16 protein-coding genes are annotated in these 18488 nt (G+C 42.2%); 11 read left to right on the forward strand and 5 right to left on the reverse strand.

The genetic code is table 11. From position 1 onward, the window contains the following. Nucleotides 1-14: 14 nt before the first annotated feature. Entirely contained in the window at nt 15-2363 is a 2349-nt protein-coding gene (locus tag GJB62_RS08995; RefSeq protein WP_114084383.1) for a putative PEP-binding protein, read from the reverse strand. Between the two features lie 918 nt (nt 2364-3281). Between GJB62_RS08995 and GJB62_RS09000 the strand changes: the two genes are divergently transcribed. Further along, the gene (locus GJB62_RS09000; RefSeq protein WP_114084382.1) at nt 3282-3740 is read left to right on the forward strand and encodes an MgtC/SapB family protein; all 459 of its coding nucleotides are present in this window, start codon (nt 3282-3284) and stop codon (nt 3738-3740) included. Between the two features lie 118 nt (nt 3741-3858). Here GJB62_RS09000 and recF read toward each other — a convergent pair whose 3' ends face one another. Both recF and GJB62_RS09010 read right to left on the reverse strand, forming a co-directional pair. Beyond that, nucleotides 3859-4983 (reverse strand): DNA replication/repair protein RecF, encoded by a 1125-nt coding sequence (recF, locus tag GJB62_RS09005; RefSeq protein WP_114084399.1) that lies wholly within the window; start codon nt 4981-4983, stop codon nt 3859-3861. A gap of 146 nt (nt 4984-5129) precedes the next feature. Further along, complete coding sequence (locus GJB62_RS09010; RefSeq protein ID WP_114084381.1) at nt 5130-7988, reverse strand: cation-translocating P-type ATPase; 2859 nt, start codon at nt 7986-7988, stop codon at nt 5130-5132. 637 nt (nt 7989-8625) lie between these two features. Here GJB62_RS09010 and GJB62_RS09015 point away from each other — a divergent pair. Next, nucleotides 8626-10296, forward strand: coding sequence for a transglutaminase family protein (locus GJB62_RS09015; protein WP_114084379.1), 1671 nt, complete (start codon nt 8626-8628; stop codon nt 10294-10296). A 377-nt stretch (nt 10297-10673) separates the two neighbouring features. Continuing rightward, nucleotides 10674-12062, forward strand: a complete 1389-nt coding sequence (locus GJB62_RS09020; protein ID WP_114084378.1) for an ATP-binding protein — start codon at nt 10674-10676, stop codon at nt 12060-12062. Here GJB62_RS09020 and GJB62_RS09025 read toward each other — a convergent pair. Continuing rightward, nucleotides 12052-12912: a PD-(D/E)XK nuclease family protein gene (locus GJB62_RS09025; RefSeq protein ID WP_114084377.1), complete on the reverse strand. Its 861-nt coding sequence runs from the start codon at nt 12910-12912 to the stop codon at nt 12052-12054. The genes GJB62_RS09020 and GJB62_RS09025 overlap by 11 nt on opposite strands. Before the next feature lie 146 nt (nt 12913-13058). Here GJB62_RS09025 and GJB62_RS09030 point away from each other — a divergent pair, with 146 nt between their 5' ends. The 8 genes from GJB62_RS09030 (at nt 13059) to GJB62_RS09070 (ending at nt 17595) form a co-directional block, all read left to right on the forward strand. Next, nucleotides 13059-14474: a phosphoglucomutase/phosphomannomutase family protein gene (locus tag GJB62_RS09030; protein ID WP_114084376.1), complete on the forward strand. Its 1416-nt coding sequence runs from the start codon at nt 13059-13061 to the stop codon at nt 14472-14474. 86 nt (nt 14475-14560) lie between these two features. Continuing rightward, on the forward strand, nt 14561-14836 hold the full coding sequence (locus GJB62_RS09035) for a LapA family protein (RefSeq protein ID WP_114084375.1): 276 nt from the start codon (nt 14561-14563) through the stop codon (nt 14834-14836). A gap of 157 nt (nt 14837-14993) precedes the next feature. After that, nucleotides 14994-15182 (forward strand): BrnT family toxin, encoded by a 189-nt coding sequence (locus GJB62_RS09040; protein WP_245246124.1) that lies wholly within the window; start codon nt 14994-14996, stop codon nt 15180-15182. A gap of 3 nt (nt 15183-15185) precedes the next feature. Further along, nucleotides 15186-15443: a BrnA antitoxin family protein gene (locus GJB62_RS09045; RefSeq protein WP_100901828.1), complete on the forward strand. Its 258-nt coding sequence runs from the start codon at nt 15186-15188 to the stop codon at nt 15441-15443. Between the two features lie 34 nt (nt 15444-15477). Continuing rightward, nucleotides 15478-15921, forward strand: coding sequence for a DUF29 domain-containing protein (locus tag GJB62_RS09050; protein WP_114084398.1), 444 nt, complete (start codon nt 15478-15480; stop codon nt 15919-15921). Nucleotides 15922-16380: 459 nt separating this feature from the next. Then, entirely contained in the window at nt 16381-17019 is a 639-nt protein-coding gene (locus GJB62_RS09060; RefSeq protein WP_114084374.1) for a hypothetical protein, read from the forward strand. A gap of 169 nt (nt 17020-17188) precedes the next feature. Further along, a complete protein-coding gene (locus tag GJB62_RS09065; protein WP_114084373.1) occupies nt 17189-17389 on the forward strand; it encodes a type II toxin-antitoxin system HicB family antitoxin in 201 nt (66 codons plus the stop codon). Continuing rightward, the gene (locus GJB62_RS09070; RefSeq protein WP_114084372.1) at nt 17386-17595 is read left to right on the forward strand and encodes a type II toxin-antitoxin system HicA family toxin; all 210 of its coding nucleotides are present in this window, start codon (nt 17386-17388) and stop codon (nt 17593-17595) included. Before GJB62_RS09065 ends, GJB62_RS09070 begins: the two co-directional genes overlap by 4 nt. A gap of 37 nt (nt 17596-17632) precedes the next feature. Here GJB62_RS09070 and GJB62_RS09075 read toward each other — a convergent pair whose 3' ends face one another. Then, nucleotides 17633-18343, reverse strand: coding sequence for a hypothetical protein (locus GJB62_RS09075; RefSeq protein WP_114084371.1), 711 nt, complete (start codon nt 18341-18343; stop codon nt 17633-17635). Nucleotides 18344-18488: the final 145 nt, after the last annotated feature.

Below are 18488 nucleotides of genomic sequence, written 5' to 3' on the forward strand. Positions count from 1 at the left end.
TTTATAACTTCTAACTACTGAAGCTTTCGTCGTGCTGCTGCTAAAATTAGGCGTTGTTCAGCACGAGCGATCGCCTGATATGTTCGCTCCACTGCTTCCGGTTCAACAGAAATGGAAGTTATACCCCATTCCACTAATTTATCGATGATTTCTGGATAAAGGGCTGGTGCTTGACCGCAGATTGAACAAGGTATACCGGCACTTTTAGCCATTTGGATCAGTTGAGCGATCGCACCCATAACTGCGGGATGACGTTCATTAAATACTTTTGCTAGCTGTCCTTGTTCTCGATCCACTCCGAGCAATAATTGGGTTAGGTCGTTTGTACCAATGGAAATTCCGGCTGCGCCTGCTTTCACATATTCCGGCAGCAAAAATAGTACGCTTGGCACTTCCGCCATCATCCACAATTGAAACTGCGACACCTCGGTTAAAAGAGCTTGCTCAACTTTGCGACGGCAAAAGACAAATTCTTCTACAGTCCGCACAAAAGGTAATAGTAGGTTGACATTGCTGTAACCAGCCTGCTGTACCCTTGCCAAAGCTTGCAGTTCTAACTCAAACACTACGGGATTTCGTAAATAGCTGAAAGTGCCGCGTTCACCCAACATCGACTGGGGTGAAGATTCTAAATTATCACTCAATGATGGTAAATCCTGCGATCGCCAATCTAAGGAACGATAAAAAACTGGTCTTGGTGCAAAAGCACGAGCAAATTGCATAATCTGCTCAGACCATAACTCTAATAATTCTGCCTGACGACCGCCTAAAATCCAACTATTGGGATGTTGTCCGTCCAATATATTTAATACCATCAATTCTGAGCGCAATAATCCCACGCCATCCACAGGGAAGCTTTGCACTTGTTCTATTAAACTGGACTGACTCAAGTTAACCAGTAGTTGGGTAGCAATCATGGGTAGATGAGAAGTGAAAGTAGGATAGGGCGCTTTTGGGTTGGGGTGATGTAGGGAAAGAAGTTTTTCTTCTCTCTCTTTCTCTATCTCCTCCTTTGAGTCTCCTTTGATGCGATAAACTTCTCCTCTGTCGCCATCAAGCAGTAGTCGTTCGCCCGTTTGGATTAAGGTTGTGGCAGATGTTGCGTTTACTACTGCTGTGATCCTTAATTCTCTAGCAAGAATTGCGGCATGGCTGGTTAATCCACCTTGTTCTGTGATAATACCAGCAACTTGGTGTAGTAATGGTAGCCAATCAGGAGTAATTGTTGGTACTACTAAAATCACACCCTTGGGTAGTTGTTCGGGTTTCTGTTGTGAATGAGGAATTACTAAGGCATTGGCCACAACACGTCCCCCTGCTGCTCCTAGTCCCCTAATGAATTGTCCGTGGGGAATTACAGATTGGGGAGAACTAGCTTGTGTGATGTAGAGCTTGTTAGATGTGGTTTGTTGAGCAATAGTCCATTTAATGGTAAAAGTTTTACCTAGTTCACTTACTAGTTGAGTTCCTAGAGCAATTATTTGTTGTAAATATTCTTCTTGTAAAGCGTACTGTTCTTGTTGGGCTTCTGGAAGTACGTAGGTACTTAGAGAAAGATGATCTGGTGTTAGCACTGAGTTAGGTATGGGTTGCGAAAAAGCTTCAGGCGCTGCATCATTCACGCCATAAGCCAGCATTTTATTGCCCAAATGTTGCTCAAGCACAACTCCAGTTGCCTGTTGAATGTAGTAGATATCTGGCTGGACTTCACCAAGAGCGATCGCAACTCCTAATCCCCAAGTAGCTTCAATTTCCCACCCAGAGGAGTTGGCTTTGAGCAAACCACTGGCGATCGCATTCTCAACAGGTTGCACCAAGACTGCTAGATTTATTTGTTGCAGATTAATTCCTGCTCGTTGCCAATATAGGAGACTTCTGGCACGAAATATCTGACTCCAAGTGCGCTTTAATGCCCAAGCGATCGCTTCAGGTTCGCACTGGCAAAACACCGACTCCAGCAAACCAGATATATTCTTTATACCTGGAGTAGCATTTGATATTGATAAGGTAGGTCGAAGAATCAGACAGCTAGTTTGCCATTCCTTAGCTGCTTGGAAAATTGTACTCACCCACTGCTGCGGCACAGTCGCAGTGAGAATTTCTTGGCGCAAGCGACCAGCTACCTGCTGAAGTTGCCGCCAATTAGCAACATCTAGATGTAACGAAGAATGGGGTAAGTCAGCTACTAATGACTCTGAACTATTGAGATTTTCAAGAAATTGCCGCAAAATTTCTGCCGAAACGACAAAACCAGGCACCACCGGATAGCCACGCTGCATGATTCTGCTCAAGTAAAATGCTTTGTCACCTACTTTGGCGCGGTCTTGTAATTTAATTTGGTCTAGCCAGTAGAGTTTGTCCACTCAATTTGTTAGTTGTCTATTTGTAGCCAGAGTTGTAGATGTCAGTATCACATTTAATTATTTAGTGTATGGGTTAAATCTAGCAATTTAAGGTAAAATTTTATAGTTAATTCATTTAAAATAGTTGAGATAACTATTTAATCAAGCTAAAATTCATGTCGTTTACCCAGATTGCGATCGCTGTCATAATTTAATAACGGAAACTTTGTTTGGTTTTGATAACAAAATATCTTAATTGGAAAATAATCTTAAGAATGGAAGATGTTAATTTACATCTAAAAAAGTATCACTGAATTGAAATAATCTAAACGTAGTACTTGTATTTGATTTTTTACAAAACCCTTATTGCCTATTAGAGGATGTTTGAAAAGTGGTTGGCTGTGATTTTAGGTACTTATTGATCCCCCCTAACCCCCCTTAAAAAGGGTGGAACCGGAATCAAAGTCCCCCTTTTTAAGGGGGATTTAGGGGGATCTAAAACTTTTCACTACCGAGAAGAGGACTTTTCAAACATCCTCTTAAGCCAAGATTAAGTTCAAAAAACAAAGCAGATGACTAGATGATATAAACTTTCAATTACACCCGTTGAATTAAACTCCACCAATATAAAGAGTAAAATATTTTTGCACTATTTGGTAAAAATATTAATAATTAACCTAGTACAACACGGCGGAAATTTGCCAACCTTTAACAAAGGTATTTTTTCCCAAGTCTTGTTAATTGAGATGGTAACTGGATTTCCCCTTGCTGTACTATGTAAATAAGTTGGCGCAATAGAATCAAACTATGTAAAGAAAAATGAACTAGGCTAAAACCCTTATACCTATTGACTGTAGCAAGATTGCCTATTGCCTGATCCCAACGACAATTATTTACGCCCACTTAGCTTATATAAAATTATTTACACCAGACTAAACATTGCCAAACACTTACTACATTGCAACTAATGATTGGCTAAATATCAGCTTCAGATTATGCTTTGCATTATTTATAGGAGCGATTATCGGCTTAGAACGCCAAATTAGCCGCAAACCAGCCGGTTTAAGAACTCACATGCTGGTGAGTCTAGGTTCAGCTGTGTTTACCTTGATAATTATGCAAACAGAAGGGCTGCAAAATAGTCCTGATGCACTTAGCCGCGTCATTCAAGGAATTGCAGCCGGTGTAGGATTTCTCGGTGCTGGAGAAATTGTGCGCCAATCTTCTCAAGAATCACAGCAACTTGAAATTCACGGACTCACATCAGCAGCAGCTATTTGGGTTTCGGCTGCATTGGGAATTGCAGCCGGTTGTGGTTTGTGGCAGTTAGGATTGATTGGTACTCTGCTGACTTTTCTGATTCTCAACGTTTTTAAAAGGTTAGAAAAACATCAATAAATGAGTAGTGAGTAAGGAGTAATAAGTAATGAGTGAATGAAAAATGGGTATTTACTCATTACTTATTACTTATTACTCCTTACTCCAGAATCACCGTGCGTTCACGGCGGTGAGGATGTCAAAAATTTGGGATTATTTCTCCTGCTTTCACAAAAAGAATTTGGGAGGACTTTAACCACTGGGAATCAAAAGAACCCAAGTGAGTGGTAGTAATTAGGGTTTGAAAGCGGTCTTGAATAGCATCAAGCAATTGATTTTGGCGGGATAAATCTAGTTCGGCAAGAACATCATCAAGTAATAGCAATGGTGGCTCTTTGACGACTTCTTCAATTAATTGTAATTCGGCTAATTTTAAAGCTAGAACCAGCGTTCGTTGTTGACCTTGAGAACCGTATTGACGAGCGGGTGTCTGGTTAATAGTTAATTCTATTTCGTCTCGATGGGGGCCGACAAGAGTAGTACCTTGGTGCATTTCAGCAACGGCTCGCTGCTGGATTTTTGCTAAAAAAGCTTGCTGTACTTCTTCTGGCTGGTTATCCTCTGAAGGAATATTAGGCACGTAATTGATTTGCAGAATTTCTGTACTGCCGCTAATACTGGCGTGCCAAGCACTAGCAATAGGAGCTAATCTTTCTATGGCGCGATCGCGTCGTCTAATTACTCTGGTTCCTGTGGTCGCTAACTGTGCATCCCATACAGCTAGTTCTGAGTGTAGAGACGTTGCATCCAAAGTCTCTACATGGCGTTTTAAAAAGGCATTGCGCTGGCGTAATACATGATTATACTGCTGCAAAATGTGAGCATAAACTGGTTCGAGTTGAATTAAGAGTGTATCCAACCAGTTGCGGCGACCCTCCGGGCCGCCGCGTACTAGGTCTAAATCCAGGCTGGAAAACTGCACTGCATTGAGAACGCCAAGAAAATCCATTTGACGGCGGATAGACTCACCATTGAGAGCAACGCTCCGGCGACCATTGCGCCGGAGGGTTAAAGTCAGTTCACTAACGCCTGTTTGTCGCTCAAGAGTGGCATTAATTTGGGCTATAGCTTCCCCTTCCTGAACCAAATCGCGATCGCGGGTCATGCGGTGTGATCGCAATGTCGCCAGCAACTCCACCGCCTCCAACAAATTCGATTTTCCCTGAGCGTTATTACCTACCAAAATTGTTTTGGCAGCAGTAAATTCAACCTTTTGGTCTTGATAATTGCGAAATTGTCGGAGGTTTAGAGTTTTCAGGTACATAGCAGGGATTGGGAATTGGGAATTGGGAATTGGGAATTGAGCATTAGGAAGGATGGAGAAAAATAAGAAGTAAAAGATTAGAGGGGTAGAAGAGAATAACCAATGCCCCATTCCCCATTTCCCATTCCCAATTCCCCATGCCCAATTTACACAGCCTTCTTGCCCATAATCCGCAGAAATATCTTCTCCGCTTCAATCCAGACAAACATTAAAGCACTGAAGCCAATACAAACGCCCAACTCTTGCATATTGAGGTAGTGAGTACCAAAGAAATCTCGCAGGGGTGGGACGTAAATTAGCATCAACTGCAAAATCGTGGTGACGACAACAGCCGCTAGTACAAAAATATTGGAGAAGGGATTCATCTCGATAGTCAGTCGGTTATTGGAGCGAATGGCGATCGCATGACCCATTTGGGCAATACACAAGGTCGTAAATACCATTGTTTTCCAAGTTTCGGGATCGCCTTGATACCCAGCAGCATGGGTATGTTGATAAGCCCACCACATCAAGGCAATGGTGATAATGGCAAAAATAATCCCAATGCGAATCATGTAAGAACCCAATCCCCTAGCGAAAATACTTTCGCGGGGACTAAAAGGCGGACGTTGCATCACATCCGGTTCTGGAGGTTCCACAGCTAATGCCAAGGCTGGTAAACCGTCTGTCACCAAGTTCATCCAGAGAATTTGTAAGGGGGTAAGGGGAACGCCTCCCAAACCAATTAAGGGTGCGGCTGCAATGGTCAGAACTTCGCCAATGTTACTGCCCAAGATGTATTTAATAAAGCGGCGAATATTGGTGTAAACAACTCTACCTTCCTTGGTGGCGCTAACAATGGTGGCGAAGTTGTCATCAAGTAACACCATATCGCTGGCTTCCTTACTGACATCAGTGCCAGTAATGCCCATTGCAATACCAATATCGGCTTGTTTGAGGGCTGGGGCATCGTTAACACCATCGCCCGTCATCGCTACAAACCGTCCCCGACGTTGCAACGCTTGGACAATTCGCAGTTTGTGTTCTGGGGAAACCCTAGCATAAATGCTTACTAGGTCAACGTTTTGCTCTAATTCCTCATCACTCATCCGTTGCAATTCTTGACCGGTGAGAACGCGATCGCCTTCTTGGGCAATTCCTAAATCGGTAGCGATCGCTCGTGCTGTTAATTGGTGGTCGCCAGTAATCATCACTGGGCGAATACCTGCATCTCGACATTCTTGGACTGCTGCCCTCACCTCTGGGCGTGGCGCATCCAGCATTCCTACCAATCCCAGCCACACTAATTCTTGCTCAGATGCCTCGCTTGAACCGTCCGGTGGAATTTCCGCGAGAGATTTGTAGGCAAAACCTAGTACCCGCAAACCTTTACTTGCCATCAGGTCATTTTCTGCCAAAATTTTCTGGCGTTGTTCTTCGGTTAAGGGGGCTGAGTGATTGCCCAAATGAATCTGAGTGGAACGTGCCAAGGTTAACTCTGGAGAACCTTTGGTAAACATTAAGTAAGGTTCAGATTGGAGAAAACCGGCGATCGCAGGGTCAATGCCTCTCGAAGACGCTTCACCTGTGGCAACTCCCTGCACCTGAGAAATCACGCTCATCCGCTTCCGTTCCGAAGAAAAGGGAAACTCGGCAACGCGAGGCAACTTACTGTTCCACTGGTCTTTTTCGATTCCGGCTTTTCCCGCCAGGGTGACTAATGCGCCCTCTGTTGGATCTCCTAAAATTGCCCATTCACCTTGTTCTTTTTGCAACACTGAATCATTGCAAACAGCGCAGGCGACTGATAACGCGGAAATTTCTGGAGACTCCTCTAAGGAAACTTTTTGACCATTTAACTGAAAGTCCCCTGTGGGAGCATAACCTTCGCCGGTGACGCGAAAAGCTTTGTCATTGGTATAAACCGATTGCACCACCATTTTATTTTGAGTCAGGGTGCCGGTTTTATCAGAACAGATGGTGGTTACAGAACCTAATGTTTCTACTGCTGGTAGTTTGCGAATCAAGGCATTTTGGCGCACCATTCGCTGGGTTCCCAGTGCCAATGTAACGGTAATTACAGCTGGTAAACCTTCTGGTACTACAGCAACCGCCATACTCAAGGAAACTTCCAAAAGTTCTTGGATGTTTTTAAAACCTCCGTCCTTGATGACACCACCAACAACGACGATCGCCACGAGAATTAAAGAACCCGTAACCAGGACATTACCCAGTTGAGTCATACGTTGCTGTAACGGCGTAGGTTCACTTTCCACCGCCTGCAACATCGTAGCAATTTTGCCTAATTCTGTTGTCATGCCGGTGTTAGTCACCAGAACCTTACCGCGTCCTTGGACTACTTCGGTTCCTTGATACACGACATTAAGGCGATCGCCTAATGATGTGTCCTCCGGCAATTTTAGTGATGCCTGTTTATTCACCGCTTCGGCTTCACCAGTCAATGCCGACTCACGCACTTGTAAATTAGACTGTTCTATTAAACGTCCATCCGCAGCTATCTGCATTCCAGCTTCCAGCAGCATTACATCCCCTGGAACTAGTTCCTTGGCTGCTATCTCCACCAGTCTGGTGTTGCGGATGACCCGTACTAAGGGAGAAGTCATTTTTTTCAGGGCTGCCAAGGCTTTTTCGGCACGGCTTTCTTGGACATAGCCGAGTATGCCATTGAGAATCACAATTGCTAAGATAGCGATCGTATCTTTAAATGGCACTTCACCGGGCTTCAAATCGCCCGCCCGCAAAGCCATCAGGTCTAAAAACCCAGAAATCAGAGCTACGCCAATCAGCATCAACAACATAATGTTCTTGAACTGATCTAGCAGAATTTCCCAAGCACTACGGCCAGCAGTTTCTTCAAGTTCGTTGGGGCCGTATTTTTGCAACCTCTGTTGAATTTCTTGAGGTGTTAAGCCACTGTCTGCATTACTATCGAGCAGTTCTAGCGCTTTATCAACTTCTAAACTATGCCAAACGGCGGCACCTTCAGGCAGAGAATTAGCAGACATCGTGTAGGTCACAGCAAATGGTTACAAAATTCGATCATAATTTAGTGATGGCAGGAATTCCATCTTCTAAAGTTACATTAAGGCGATCGCCTAGATATGTGAAGGAGACGGAAGGAACTTTTCAGTTGGGGATTTGACCCCGGATGAATTTAAGTCATTGAAGTCATTGAACTATCGTTAATGGGGTTTTAAACCCAAGCTTGCTCTGGTGACAGCAGTTCAAGAGTGAGGATATTTTTTCTCCTGTCTTGCTTGATAAATGTATATGTAATTCTTAACATTTGTAAATCCCCCCATTTTGACATAGTATTATTTCTCACGAAAGAGTTGATCGGAACACATTTTACCGATAATTATGAGTAATAGAGCTTTGAAGCTTTGTTACAGAGGATATGTCACAATTAATTTTAGGCTGCCATTCCTTTCATTTCATCCCGTAGTCAATAGCCAGGATGTATGGCACGATTGCATTTCTTCATTTTTAATTTTGCGGAAAGTTGAGCCAGTCCCTTGCGTATTTCGCCGCTCAAGTAAACTGGAGTGCCATTAGGGTTTACCAATCTAGCAAACTTTTCCAGCTGAATTTTGAATTTTGAATTACCCAGGCGTGCTAAACCATTCAATAAATATGCTTAATATGAGTTTTGCACTCCCCACTTTGACCGTTAGCCAGATGTTTGGGCAAAAAACAATTCGACCGCTTACTGCTGCTACCCTGTGTGGCATTACTTTCATTAAAGATAGACTCATTGCCATTGACAGTATTAAAGGGCATCTACTGGAGATTGATCCCACCTCTGACAACAGCAAAATTCTCAATCCCCATCAAGTTAAAGAATTTACCGATGTCACTGGTATAGCGGTATGGGAAGATTCCCTGTGGGTGAGCCGCGAAAATAGTGTTTACTTGTGCAAGCTCAATGCTTTGGGTCTGGAACATTTTGTGACATTGCCTTATCCGGCTGACGGCGTTGCTGTTTGGGAAACAACAGTCTATGTCAGCTGCCAACGGCTGGGCTACATTTTGGTTTATGACCGCGAAACACGAAAAGAAATTACCAGATTTTATGCCCCTGGAGTTGGGATAGAGAATTTAGCCGTTAACCAAGAAATGCTATGGATTTGCGATCGCACCGAACAATCAGTGTACGCAATGGACAGGGCAACAGGAGAACTGCAATTTAGTGTCCTGACACCGTTTGAATGTCCTACAGGCATAGCGATACATAAAAATGCCGAAACAGGTAAAGAAAGTATTTACGTTGCCTACGCCTCCGAGGAGCCTTATATCCGGGATAACCCCAATGCCGATCCAAGTCATGAGCTAACATTCCGCGATCGCACTTTTATTCATCCCCTGCATTATCATTACCAGCCAGATAAGCGCTACGCCCTCTCTAATGGCTATCTCATTGAAATGTCTTATGCTGAGGAAATTGCACCCTTAGACGAGGTGTATTTACCTGATGTCGAATGGCGCATTGCCCTACCATCGGAAACTGAGCGTCAAAAGGTGAAACACGTTGAAGCAATTGGTATACCCTTTACAGAAGAAGTAATAGAAGGGCAACGTGTAGCAGTCTTTAAATTTGATTCTCTTGCCCCAGGTGAACGGCATATATTTGGCTGGAAAGCACTTGTGGAAGTTCGAGGAATTAAGTATCGCATCACGCCTAGAGATGTTGAAGATATACCTGAACTATCTCCAGAATTACAAACACGCTACCTAGTAGATGACGACGATTTAGCAATGGATACTACCATTGTTCGCCGTGCCGCCAGAGAAGCAATTGGTTCTGAAACAAATGTACTGCGAAAAATGCACAGCATCCGCAACTACGTATACGACCAGTTATCTTACGGTATTAAACCTTACATCGACACGCCAGATATAGTTTTAGAACGGGGCGTTGGTTCCTGTGGGGAATATGTCGGCGTATTGCTTGCCCTAGCCCGTTTAAATGGCATCCCCTGCCGCACCGTAGGTAGGTACAAATGTCCTCCCCATAGTGACTTACTAGGAGTACCACTACAACCAGACTTTAATCATGTTTGGCTGGAGTTCTACGTCCCGAATTTTGGTTGGTTGCCAATGGAATCAAATCCTGATGATGTGAGTGAAGGTGGGCCTTATCCGACGCGCTTTTTTATGGGCTTATGCTGGTATCACATTGAAATTGGCAAAGGTATCACTTTTGAAACTGTGACAAGTCAAGGTGCGCGGCTAACCAAAGAAGATATCCCCATCGGTGATTTGGCGATAAATCATATTCGCTTCACAATTCTTAAAGAATTGCCGCCCTTTTGAATTTCTTCGATTTATTTACCCAAATTATCAGAAAAATGGGTTTAAAACCCCGTGTTTACTTCGGCTACGCTCAGTAACCATCCAGCACGGCTTTAAAGTAATGAGTAATGAGTAATGAGTGGATGAAAAATGGGTATTTACTCATTACTTATTACTTATTACTTATTACTCATTACTCCAGAATCACCGTGCATTAACGGCGGTGAGGATGTCAAGCTTTTTAATTAGCTCCTGTTTTTCAGGATTATTGAGCCAATCTTTTAGAGCCTCAGCGATCATATCGCTGAGGTTTTTATCTGCTTTTTAGGCTATGTTGATTTAGTGGTTTTTCCTATTCATCAACCATGAAAACAACATTTTAGATTCAGACTAAGGGCATGAATGATTGGAAATCTCTGAATGACTTCTCTGACAAACAATATACGCAGCAGCAAAACTTCTCGCTGGCTTTTCTGCTGCGGATGATCAATGGTATATCTGACCCCATTTTTCTTAAAAACGACCAACATCAGTGGATACTACTTAACGATGCCTTTTGTAATTTCATCGGGTATAGCCGAGAAGAATTAATTGGTAAGTCTGACTATGATGTTTTTTCCAAAGCGGAAGCTAATGTGTTTTGGGAAAAAGATGAACTGGTTTTCACTACAGGGATAACTCATGAAAACGAGGAATTATTTACAGATTCCAATGGCGCAACACACTGTATCCTGACCAAAAAATATTTGTTTAAGGATGATTTAGGTAATCGTTTCTTAGTTGGGATTATTCGTGATTTAACAGAGCAAAAGCAGGTAGAAGCCGCCCTGCGCCATAGTAATGCTGTGCTTAAACAAGCGGAAGCAGACCTACGACAGCAAACACAAGAACTAGAAACAGCATTATCCAAACTACAAAATACCCAAACTCAGTTAATCCAAAGCGAAAAAATGTCCAGTTTGGGTCAACTAGTTGCAGGTGTGGCACATGAAATCAACAACCCAGTTAGCTTTATTTACGGCAATATTAGCCCAGCTGATGAATACACCAAAAATTTATTTTCACTGTTAGACCTCTACCAAAGACATTATCCCCAATCAGTCAAGGCAATTCAGGAGTTTGCAGATTTAATTGAACTAGACTTCTTAAGGTCAGACTTACCCAAATTATTCCAATCGATGATGATGGGAGCAGAGCGGATTCGAGAGATTGTGCTTTCCCTGCGGACTTTCTCGCGCTTAGATGAAGCTGAAATGAAACGGGTTGATATCCATGAGGGAATTGATAGTACGATGATGATTATCCAAAGCCGCCTCAAGGCTACTGACCAGCGCCCGAAAATTGAGGTGATCAAAGAATATGGCAATCTCCCCTTGGTTGAATGTTATGCTGGGCAGTTAAACCAAGTATTTATGAATATTTTAGTGAATGCGATCGATGCTTTAGAAGATTCATTGGTTATATCTCGGTGGACAACAAAAAAACGACTAAAAACGGATAATCCTCGAATTTATATTCGCACCAAATTACTAACACCAAATCAAGTCACAATTGGCATTGCCGACAACGGACTCGGAATACCAGAAGATGCTAAAAAGCAACTATTTAATCCCTTTTTTACGACCAAGCCCGTTGGACAAGGTACGGGTATGGGGCTGGCTATTAGTCACCAAATTATCACAGAAAGACATGGCGGCTCTTTAGAATGCATTTCGCAACCAGGAGTTGGTACTGAGTTTATCATTCGCATTCCCCTCATTCAACAACGTCAAATTTCTAACCTCTGATATTAACTCTTAAACTGGGCAGTGGATACGACTGATGTTGCTTAAAATCGGCAAATTCGCAGATTGAGTTAAATGGACAAAAGCGGCAGTGAGAACCAGGATTAGGAGGAAAAATTTTACTAAAATTAGTAGTTTTTTCCTGATATTTTTGCAAATCGTGCTGGTGCTTATGGGCAATATTAGCTAACTCAAATTTTAAAGATTCTAATTCACTATTATTGATGCTAATTAACTCAGACTTTTTACATATTTCTAAATTATAAAATGATGCGACAGCTTCGTGTTCAGGGTAAAGATAACGAGCAGCGAGCAAATAAACTAATGCCTGTCGTTTGTCAAAAGCTGACTTACCTGTTTTGAAATCTAAAATATGTAAAGTCCTATCAGATTCAATGAAAACGCAGTCCATAGCCGCATATAACCGAAAGCAATAATCCTCTTGCTCAACTACTATTGGCTTAGGAAAGCCTTCATCACCCGGAGTTAATTGGATAATATCTTTATCCAAAAGCAACGGCGCATCATGATATTTTTGCAAAATTTGCAGGACGCGTTGCTGGACTTGAACGCTTGAATTGCCTAACTTAAGTAGCTGTGCAACTCTTTCTACACCATCTGATTGCTTCAGCAGATGCAGATGATGATGAAACTCATAAACACCTTTTTGGGCGAGTATGCCAATGCGCTGGGGTGCAGTGGCTTGCGCTAGCAGTGCTTTGACTTGTGGTTCGTGTTGCCGTGCTTTGATAAACCCCCGTCTCATCTGGCAATGCCAGCGTTCTTGCCCGGTCGCTGGGGCAACTAGAGACCAAAGGTGATAACTGGCAAAAGGTCGATCGGGGGTTGACATTGCTCAGAAACAGTGAGAGAAAATACGGTGGGGCGAAGTTTAAACTAAGGCTTACTTAGAAAAGAACTTCGGAGGATAGTTGCTGCTACACAAGCTTTGCGGGAAGCTTTTATAGTACTGATAATGTACGGGAGCAAGCGGCAAAAATGTCCAGCAATATAAAATTTGGCACCGATGGATGGCGAGGGATTATTGCCGATGACTTTACTTTCCCCAACGTGCGAAAAGTAACAAGGGCGATCGCCACTTACTTGGAAACAGCCTACACAAAAAATAGACCTGTACTTATTGCCTACGATACTCGCTTTTTAGCTGACCAGTTTGCCAAAACTGCGGCCCAAGTACTGGCAGACTTGGGTTGGACTGTGAAAATTACCGTTCGGGATTGCCCCACACCAGTAATTGCCTACAACGCCCGTCATCTAAATTCCGCAGGGGCGTTAATGTTTACTGCTAGTCATAATCCAGCACCTTACTGTGGAATTAAATATATACCCGATTATGCTGGGCCTGCCACTCCAGAGATTACTGATACTATTGTGGCAAATATAGAAAGTGCATCGGATGAGTTACCTGGAAGTAACCCATCAGGTTCAATTTCAATTTTCGATCCGAAACCTGATTACCTGCAATTTATCTACACTCTACTTGATATAGAAAAGATCAAAAGGGCTAATTTAAAGGTAAAGTACGATGCTTTGTATTCTACCTCCCGTGGCTATTTAGATGAAGTTTTGCAGCATAGTGGTGTTCAGTTAGAAAGTTTCCACGATTGGAGGGATGTTTTATTTGGCGGTGGAATGCCAGAACCCAAAGGAGAACAATTAGTTGAGTTAGTGGAAGCTGTAGTCCGCGATCAAGCTGATTTGGGCTTGGCGACGGATGGAGATAGCGATCGCTTTGGTATTGTTGATGAACAAGGAACTGTCCTCACTCCGAATACTGTGTTGTTAGTTCTAGCACGTCATTTAATTAAAAACAAAGGTAAAACTGGCGCTATCGTTCGTACTGTAGCGACAACCCACCTGTTGGATAATTTCGCTGCTAAAAATGGGCTGCAAATTTACGAAACAGCAGTTGGTTTTAAATACATCGGTGAAAAAATGCGGGAAACTGCCGTATTAATTGGTGGAGAAGAATCAGGCGGTTTGAGTATTATCGGGCATATTCCCGAAAAAGACGGGATTTTAGCCGATATGCTGGTGGCAGAAGCGATCGCTTATGAAGGCAAACCTTTAAGTCAGCTGGTTAAAGAAGCGATCGCTGAAGCCGATGGGCCACTTTACAATAACCGCCTAGACTTGCACCTCACAGAGGCGCACAAAATCGCCGTCATCAACTCCTTTACTAAAAATCCACCTCCAGAGGTAGCAGGAATTAAAGTCAAGGAAGTCGGGCGTAAAGACGGTATTAAGCTGTATTTAGAAGAAGGTAGCTGGGTTTTACTGCGTCCTTCCGGTACAGAACCACTGGTGCGCGTCTACCTAGAAACCAACACTCCCGAAAAACTCACCCAAATTGCCCAAGAGTTAGAGAGTGTTATTGCTAAATTAGAGGGATAAGAATTAGCAGTGAAAAATTAAGATTTGTAAATTAATAATTCTTAACTCCTATTAACAGTTATCTCACTCCTAACTTTGCTCAAAGTATGAAAATCGCTCCTTTTTTGACATCTCTAGTTGTCGCAGTTTGGGTAATAGCGATCGCAGTTATTTCAGTTCAAAATGCCACACCCGTATCGTTAAAATTCTTAACATTCCAATCGATTCAGATACCACTGGGTTTAGTGTTAGCTTTTAGTGCTTGTTTAGGGTTAATTGGCATGGCACTGCTGCAACCTCTGTGGGGACTTGCTGGTATTGGACAGCGTAATTCTCGATTAGAAGACGATGCGGAATTTTTTGTTGACGATGAAGACTTTTAAGGTTTGAAAAAAACACATAGAATTACACCAGTTAAGTAATCTTCATCTTGTAGTATGCACAAATGTGCATATAATAGATTTAGATGGCGTATCAGTGGGATAGGGATAAGGCAGCAGCCTTCGCAAACATGGCGTTGATTTTGCTGATGCAGTAACCGTGTTTTCTGACGATTTAGCAATTACCATCACAGATGAACGTTTTGATGAAGAGAGATTTATCACTATTGGGATAGATGCTTTCAATCGAGTTTTAGTAGTTGTTTATACATGGTGCAATGATGATATTCGATTGATTTCTGCCCGCCAAGCTACGCGCTATGAACAAAAGCAGTATGAGGAGGGATAAGTGATGGAAGCTGAGTATGATTTTAGCCAGGGTAAGCGGGGAGCGATTGAATCAACACCAACAGGCAAAACTAGAATTACAATTCGCCTAGATGACGAAGTACTAGCATGGTTTCGTGACCAAGTTCACGCAGCAGGTGGGGGAAATTACCAAACTTTGATTAACGATGCCTTGCGTGAGTACATTCAGCAGCGCCGTGAACCGTTAGAAGAGACATTACGGCGAGTATTGCGAGAGGAACTTGAGCGTATTGGAAAATGAGAATATTTTGGCTTGCCTAAGATCGATAATGGTTATGAACGTAACTTATAAAACAGATTTTAATTTGTGGATTGAGCAGACAGCCAAACTATTGCGATCGCATCGCTGGCATGAAGTTGATGTAGAACATCTGATTGAAGAGGTTGAAGGCTTGGGCAAAAGTGAACGGCGGGCTATTGCCAGTCAACTAACTCGCTTACTTTTGCATCTGCTCAAGTGGCAATATCAACCTCAGCGTCGCTCAGATAGTTGGCTGGATTCTATCACTGATTCTCGTACCCAAATTGAGTTAGCTATCGAAGATAGTCCTAGTCTTAAGAGCTATCCTACAGAGCAACTTGAGGAAAGTTATCAAAGGGCACGTCGCCAAGCAACCAAGCAAACAGGGATACTTTTATCCGTTTTTCCAGAAGAGTGCCCATATTCTTTAGAGTTAGTGTTGGATGAAGACTGGCTACCGGAAGCAAGCGATATTTGATAAGTGTAATTGTGACTGTGTGGTATGAAGCGCGTTACGCAGCCACTTAATATACATTGGTGAGTCTTGCAAAAGTCGCTTTTACTTCTTCATCATCGGCAAAGTCTCCAGTATTCGCTTCAGCAATCGCCTTTTGAATTTCCTCGGTTTGCCACTGATACATCTCTATATAGGCGGTAGCCGCCTATATAGAGATGTAGCTGCGATCGCGATTCATTCCAGCTGCGATCGCATCAAGTGCAGCTTTGCGATCGCTATCTACCCAAAACATAATATTTTCTTGGCTCATTATCTTATGAAAGTTGTATTGCAATACATTATTCTATTGCAATATTTTTCATTGTAAACAAAGACATGATAGTTAAAATTTTTCACAGAATCAGTGAAATTCCCCATCCGCCTATGCATTGAGGTAGTTCATTATGGTGATACCAGTCAAATAGTTTACATATTTAAATTATGTCTTTGAAGTTTGAAGATGAATATGCTTATACATTGGATAATTTAGCGTCAGCATTGAAACGTTCATACGAGCAAATAAAACAGATCAGTACATTCTCTAGTGAGTTTGATTATTCACAGGCAATCGCAAAGCGTTTGCGTGCTTTTTATTGTTCTCAATTAGAAATTAAGGAGTTTCTTAAGAAGGAGGTAGCTCAAGCCGGTTCAGACTTTTTTGTAGAAACAGTACTCTTCTTTCTCAAGTTGTTTAATGATTTAGAAAATCTTGGCTTGGAAATCGCTTCAGAACGTCCACTCCAAAGAAAACGTAACACTATACGTCCTGATATTAGTGTCTGGCGTGGCGATGAATTACTTGCCATTATTGAATGCAAAACACAACTTGGTTGGCATCGACAAAATTGGGATGAGCATTTTCAATATCGGGAACAGAAATTAAAAGAAGTCTCCGAAGAGGCAAAGATATTTCTTGTAGTTATGACTAGTTGTAATTGGGGTGGTTTTGGTAATGATTCAAGAGTTGGGGAACAGCTATTTTGTTTACTGAATGAAAAATGGCCAACAGACGATTTTCTGACGTTAGATAGTCCTATTGAACAACTCTTTGATAAAGTAAGGGCAATTGCTTGCGTGTAGATTAGTAAATTGATTTGAAGCAATAAAACCCAGCAATTTATGTATCTTTAGCAACTACACTTTGTGCGATCACACCCTGTGGGAGGCTAACATCTCAATGTAATGGACAAGCGATCGCACTCGGCTTGACGCTAGAATATTAGTCGCAATCTTGTGGAGATGATTGGTAATGAAAATTAAAGCAGTTATCTGGCAAGAAGACGGTGTGTGGTGTGCTTCTGTACCTGCCCTACCCGGATGCCACACTTGGGGAGACAGCTATGAACATTTGTTAGAGATGTTGCAAGATGCAATTCAAGGTTGGTTGGAAGTTGCTAGCGAAAGAGAAGAACTTGACCCGGAGAAACAGTTGGTTGAAATATCGCTATGAAAGCGGTTTCAGGTAAAGGACTTTGTAAAATTTTGGAACGGCAGGGTTGGGAATTGAAACGGATTACTGGCAGTCATCATATTTACGTAAAAGAAGGTGTTGATGTTATCCTCTCCGTTCCGGTTCATAGTAATCGAGATTTACCGATTGGAACTTTGAAAAGCATTATGAAAGATGCTGAACTTACCGAAGAAGATTTGGACTAAAAGCGATCGCAATTATCCAAAGCTCACATAACAGCAGCTAAGTTGAACAGTTTTGGGTTAGTTGTAGTTTCAGGTAATCAATGAAATCCAAAATTTCTACATCAGTGAGTTGTAGACGCGATCGCTTGCCATATCTCTGCTGCAAATAATCCCTTCCCTGCTCTGGAGTCCAATTTAATTGGGCTAAATATGTGTCACTTTGAGCTATCAAAACTGCATGAATTTCTGATGCCGTTGTATTAGCAGATATTTGGATTTCATCTTGATGTAAATTTTGAATACAATTAATTTTTAAACTTACTTTTTGTCCTAAAGCTTGCCAGTCAATTTCCCTGTGCCCATTCCAACTAACACCTATAGAACGATAAGTAACTGGATTATAAATTGCACAAAATACAATTGTTCTTTCTCCAGGACTGACTGCAATCGTCAATGGATGATGCAATTGTTCAGAAGTCAAGGCATCAAGTGAAAGCAACAAACTTTTAGAAAAGTAAGATTCACTTCCTGAGCGGATAACATAAGGTTTGTCTGCCAGAATATGCAAATCAGTTTTTTCTGCTTCTCCATGTGAAGTTTCCACTTTTTTATTAACTTCTATCCCTGTTATTACCCCAGTCAAGGCTCTCTCATAAATTGGGATTTGTCTTGTATCGTCGGATAGCATATACCAGCAGTGATCCGGCTCTTTACTGACAAAAACATATTGAGGTTTTGGGACTGCTCCAAATCCTAATTTAACTTCCATATTTTGACGAAGGTTTTGATAAATATATTTATTTAGCAACAAGTCATTACGATTTGTACCGTTAAGCTATTAGTTGCTTATAGATATAATTCCCTACCCAGGAAGCTAATTAACATTAAAGCAGCGAAAACTACGAAATTTGGTG

This window comes from Nostoc sp. ATCC 53789 (genome assembly GCF_009873495.1).
Classification (GTDB): Bacteria; Cyanobacteriota; Cyanobacteriia; order Cyanobacteriales; family Nostocaceae; genus Nostoc; species Nostoc muscorum_A.

Excerpts from the sequence above, each read along its gene's own strand:
- GJB62_RS09010 (WP_114084381.1), bottom strand. The coding sequence starts at position 7,988 with ATGTCTGCTAATTCTCTGCCTGAAGGTGCCGCCGTTTGGCATAGTTTA.
- GJB62_RS09060 (WP_114084374.1), top strand. The coding sequence starts at position 16,381 with ATGTCTTTGAAGTTTGAAGATGAATATGCTTATACATTGGATAATTTA.
- GJB62_RS09045 (WP_100901828.1), top strand. The coding sequence starts at position 15,186 with ATGGAAGCTGAGTATGATTTTAGCCAGGGTAAGCGGGGAGCGATTGAA.
- GJB62_RS09035 (WP_114084375.1), top strand. The coding sequence starts at position 14,561 with ATGAAAATCGCTCCTTTTTTGACATCTCTAGTTGTCGCAGTTTGGGTA.
- GJB62_RS09015 (WP_114084379.1), top strand. The coding sequence starts at position 8,626 with ATGAGTTTTGCACTCCCCACTTTGACCGTTAGCCAGATGTTTGGGCAA.
- GJB62_RS09050 (WP_114084398.1), top strand. The coding sequence starts at position 15,478 with ATGAACGTAACTTATAAAACAGATTTTAATTTGTGGATTGAGCAGACA.
- GJB62_RS09025 (WP_114084377.1), bottom strand. The coding sequence starts at position 12,912 with ATGTCAACCCCCGATCGACCTTTTGCCAGTTATCACCTTTGGTCTCTA.
- recF (WP_114084399.1), bottom strand. The coding sequence starts at position 4,983 with ATGTACCTGAAAACTCTAAACCTCCGACAATTTCGCAATTATCAAGAC.
- GJB62_RS09020 (WP_114084378.1), top strand. The coding sequence starts at position 10,674 with ATGAATGATTGGAAATCTCTGAATGACTTCTCTGACAAACAATATACG.
- GJB62_RS09075 (WP_114084371.1), bottom strand. The coding sequence starts at position 18,343 with ATGGAAGTTAAATTAGGATTTGGAGCAGTCCCAAAACCTCAATATGTT.
- GJB62_RS09065 (WP_114084373.1), top strand. The coding sequence starts at position 17,189 with ATGAAAATTAAAGCAGTTATCTGGCAAGAAGACGGTGTGTGGTGTGCT.
- GJB62_RS09070 (WP_114084372.1), top strand. The coding sequence starts at position 17,386 with ATGAAAGCGGTTTCAGGTAAAGGACTTTGTAAAATTTTGGAACGGCAG.
- GJB62_RS09030 (WP_114084376.1), top strand. The coding sequence starts at position 13,059 with ATGTCCAGCAATATAAAATTTGGCACCGATGGATGGCGAGGGATTATT.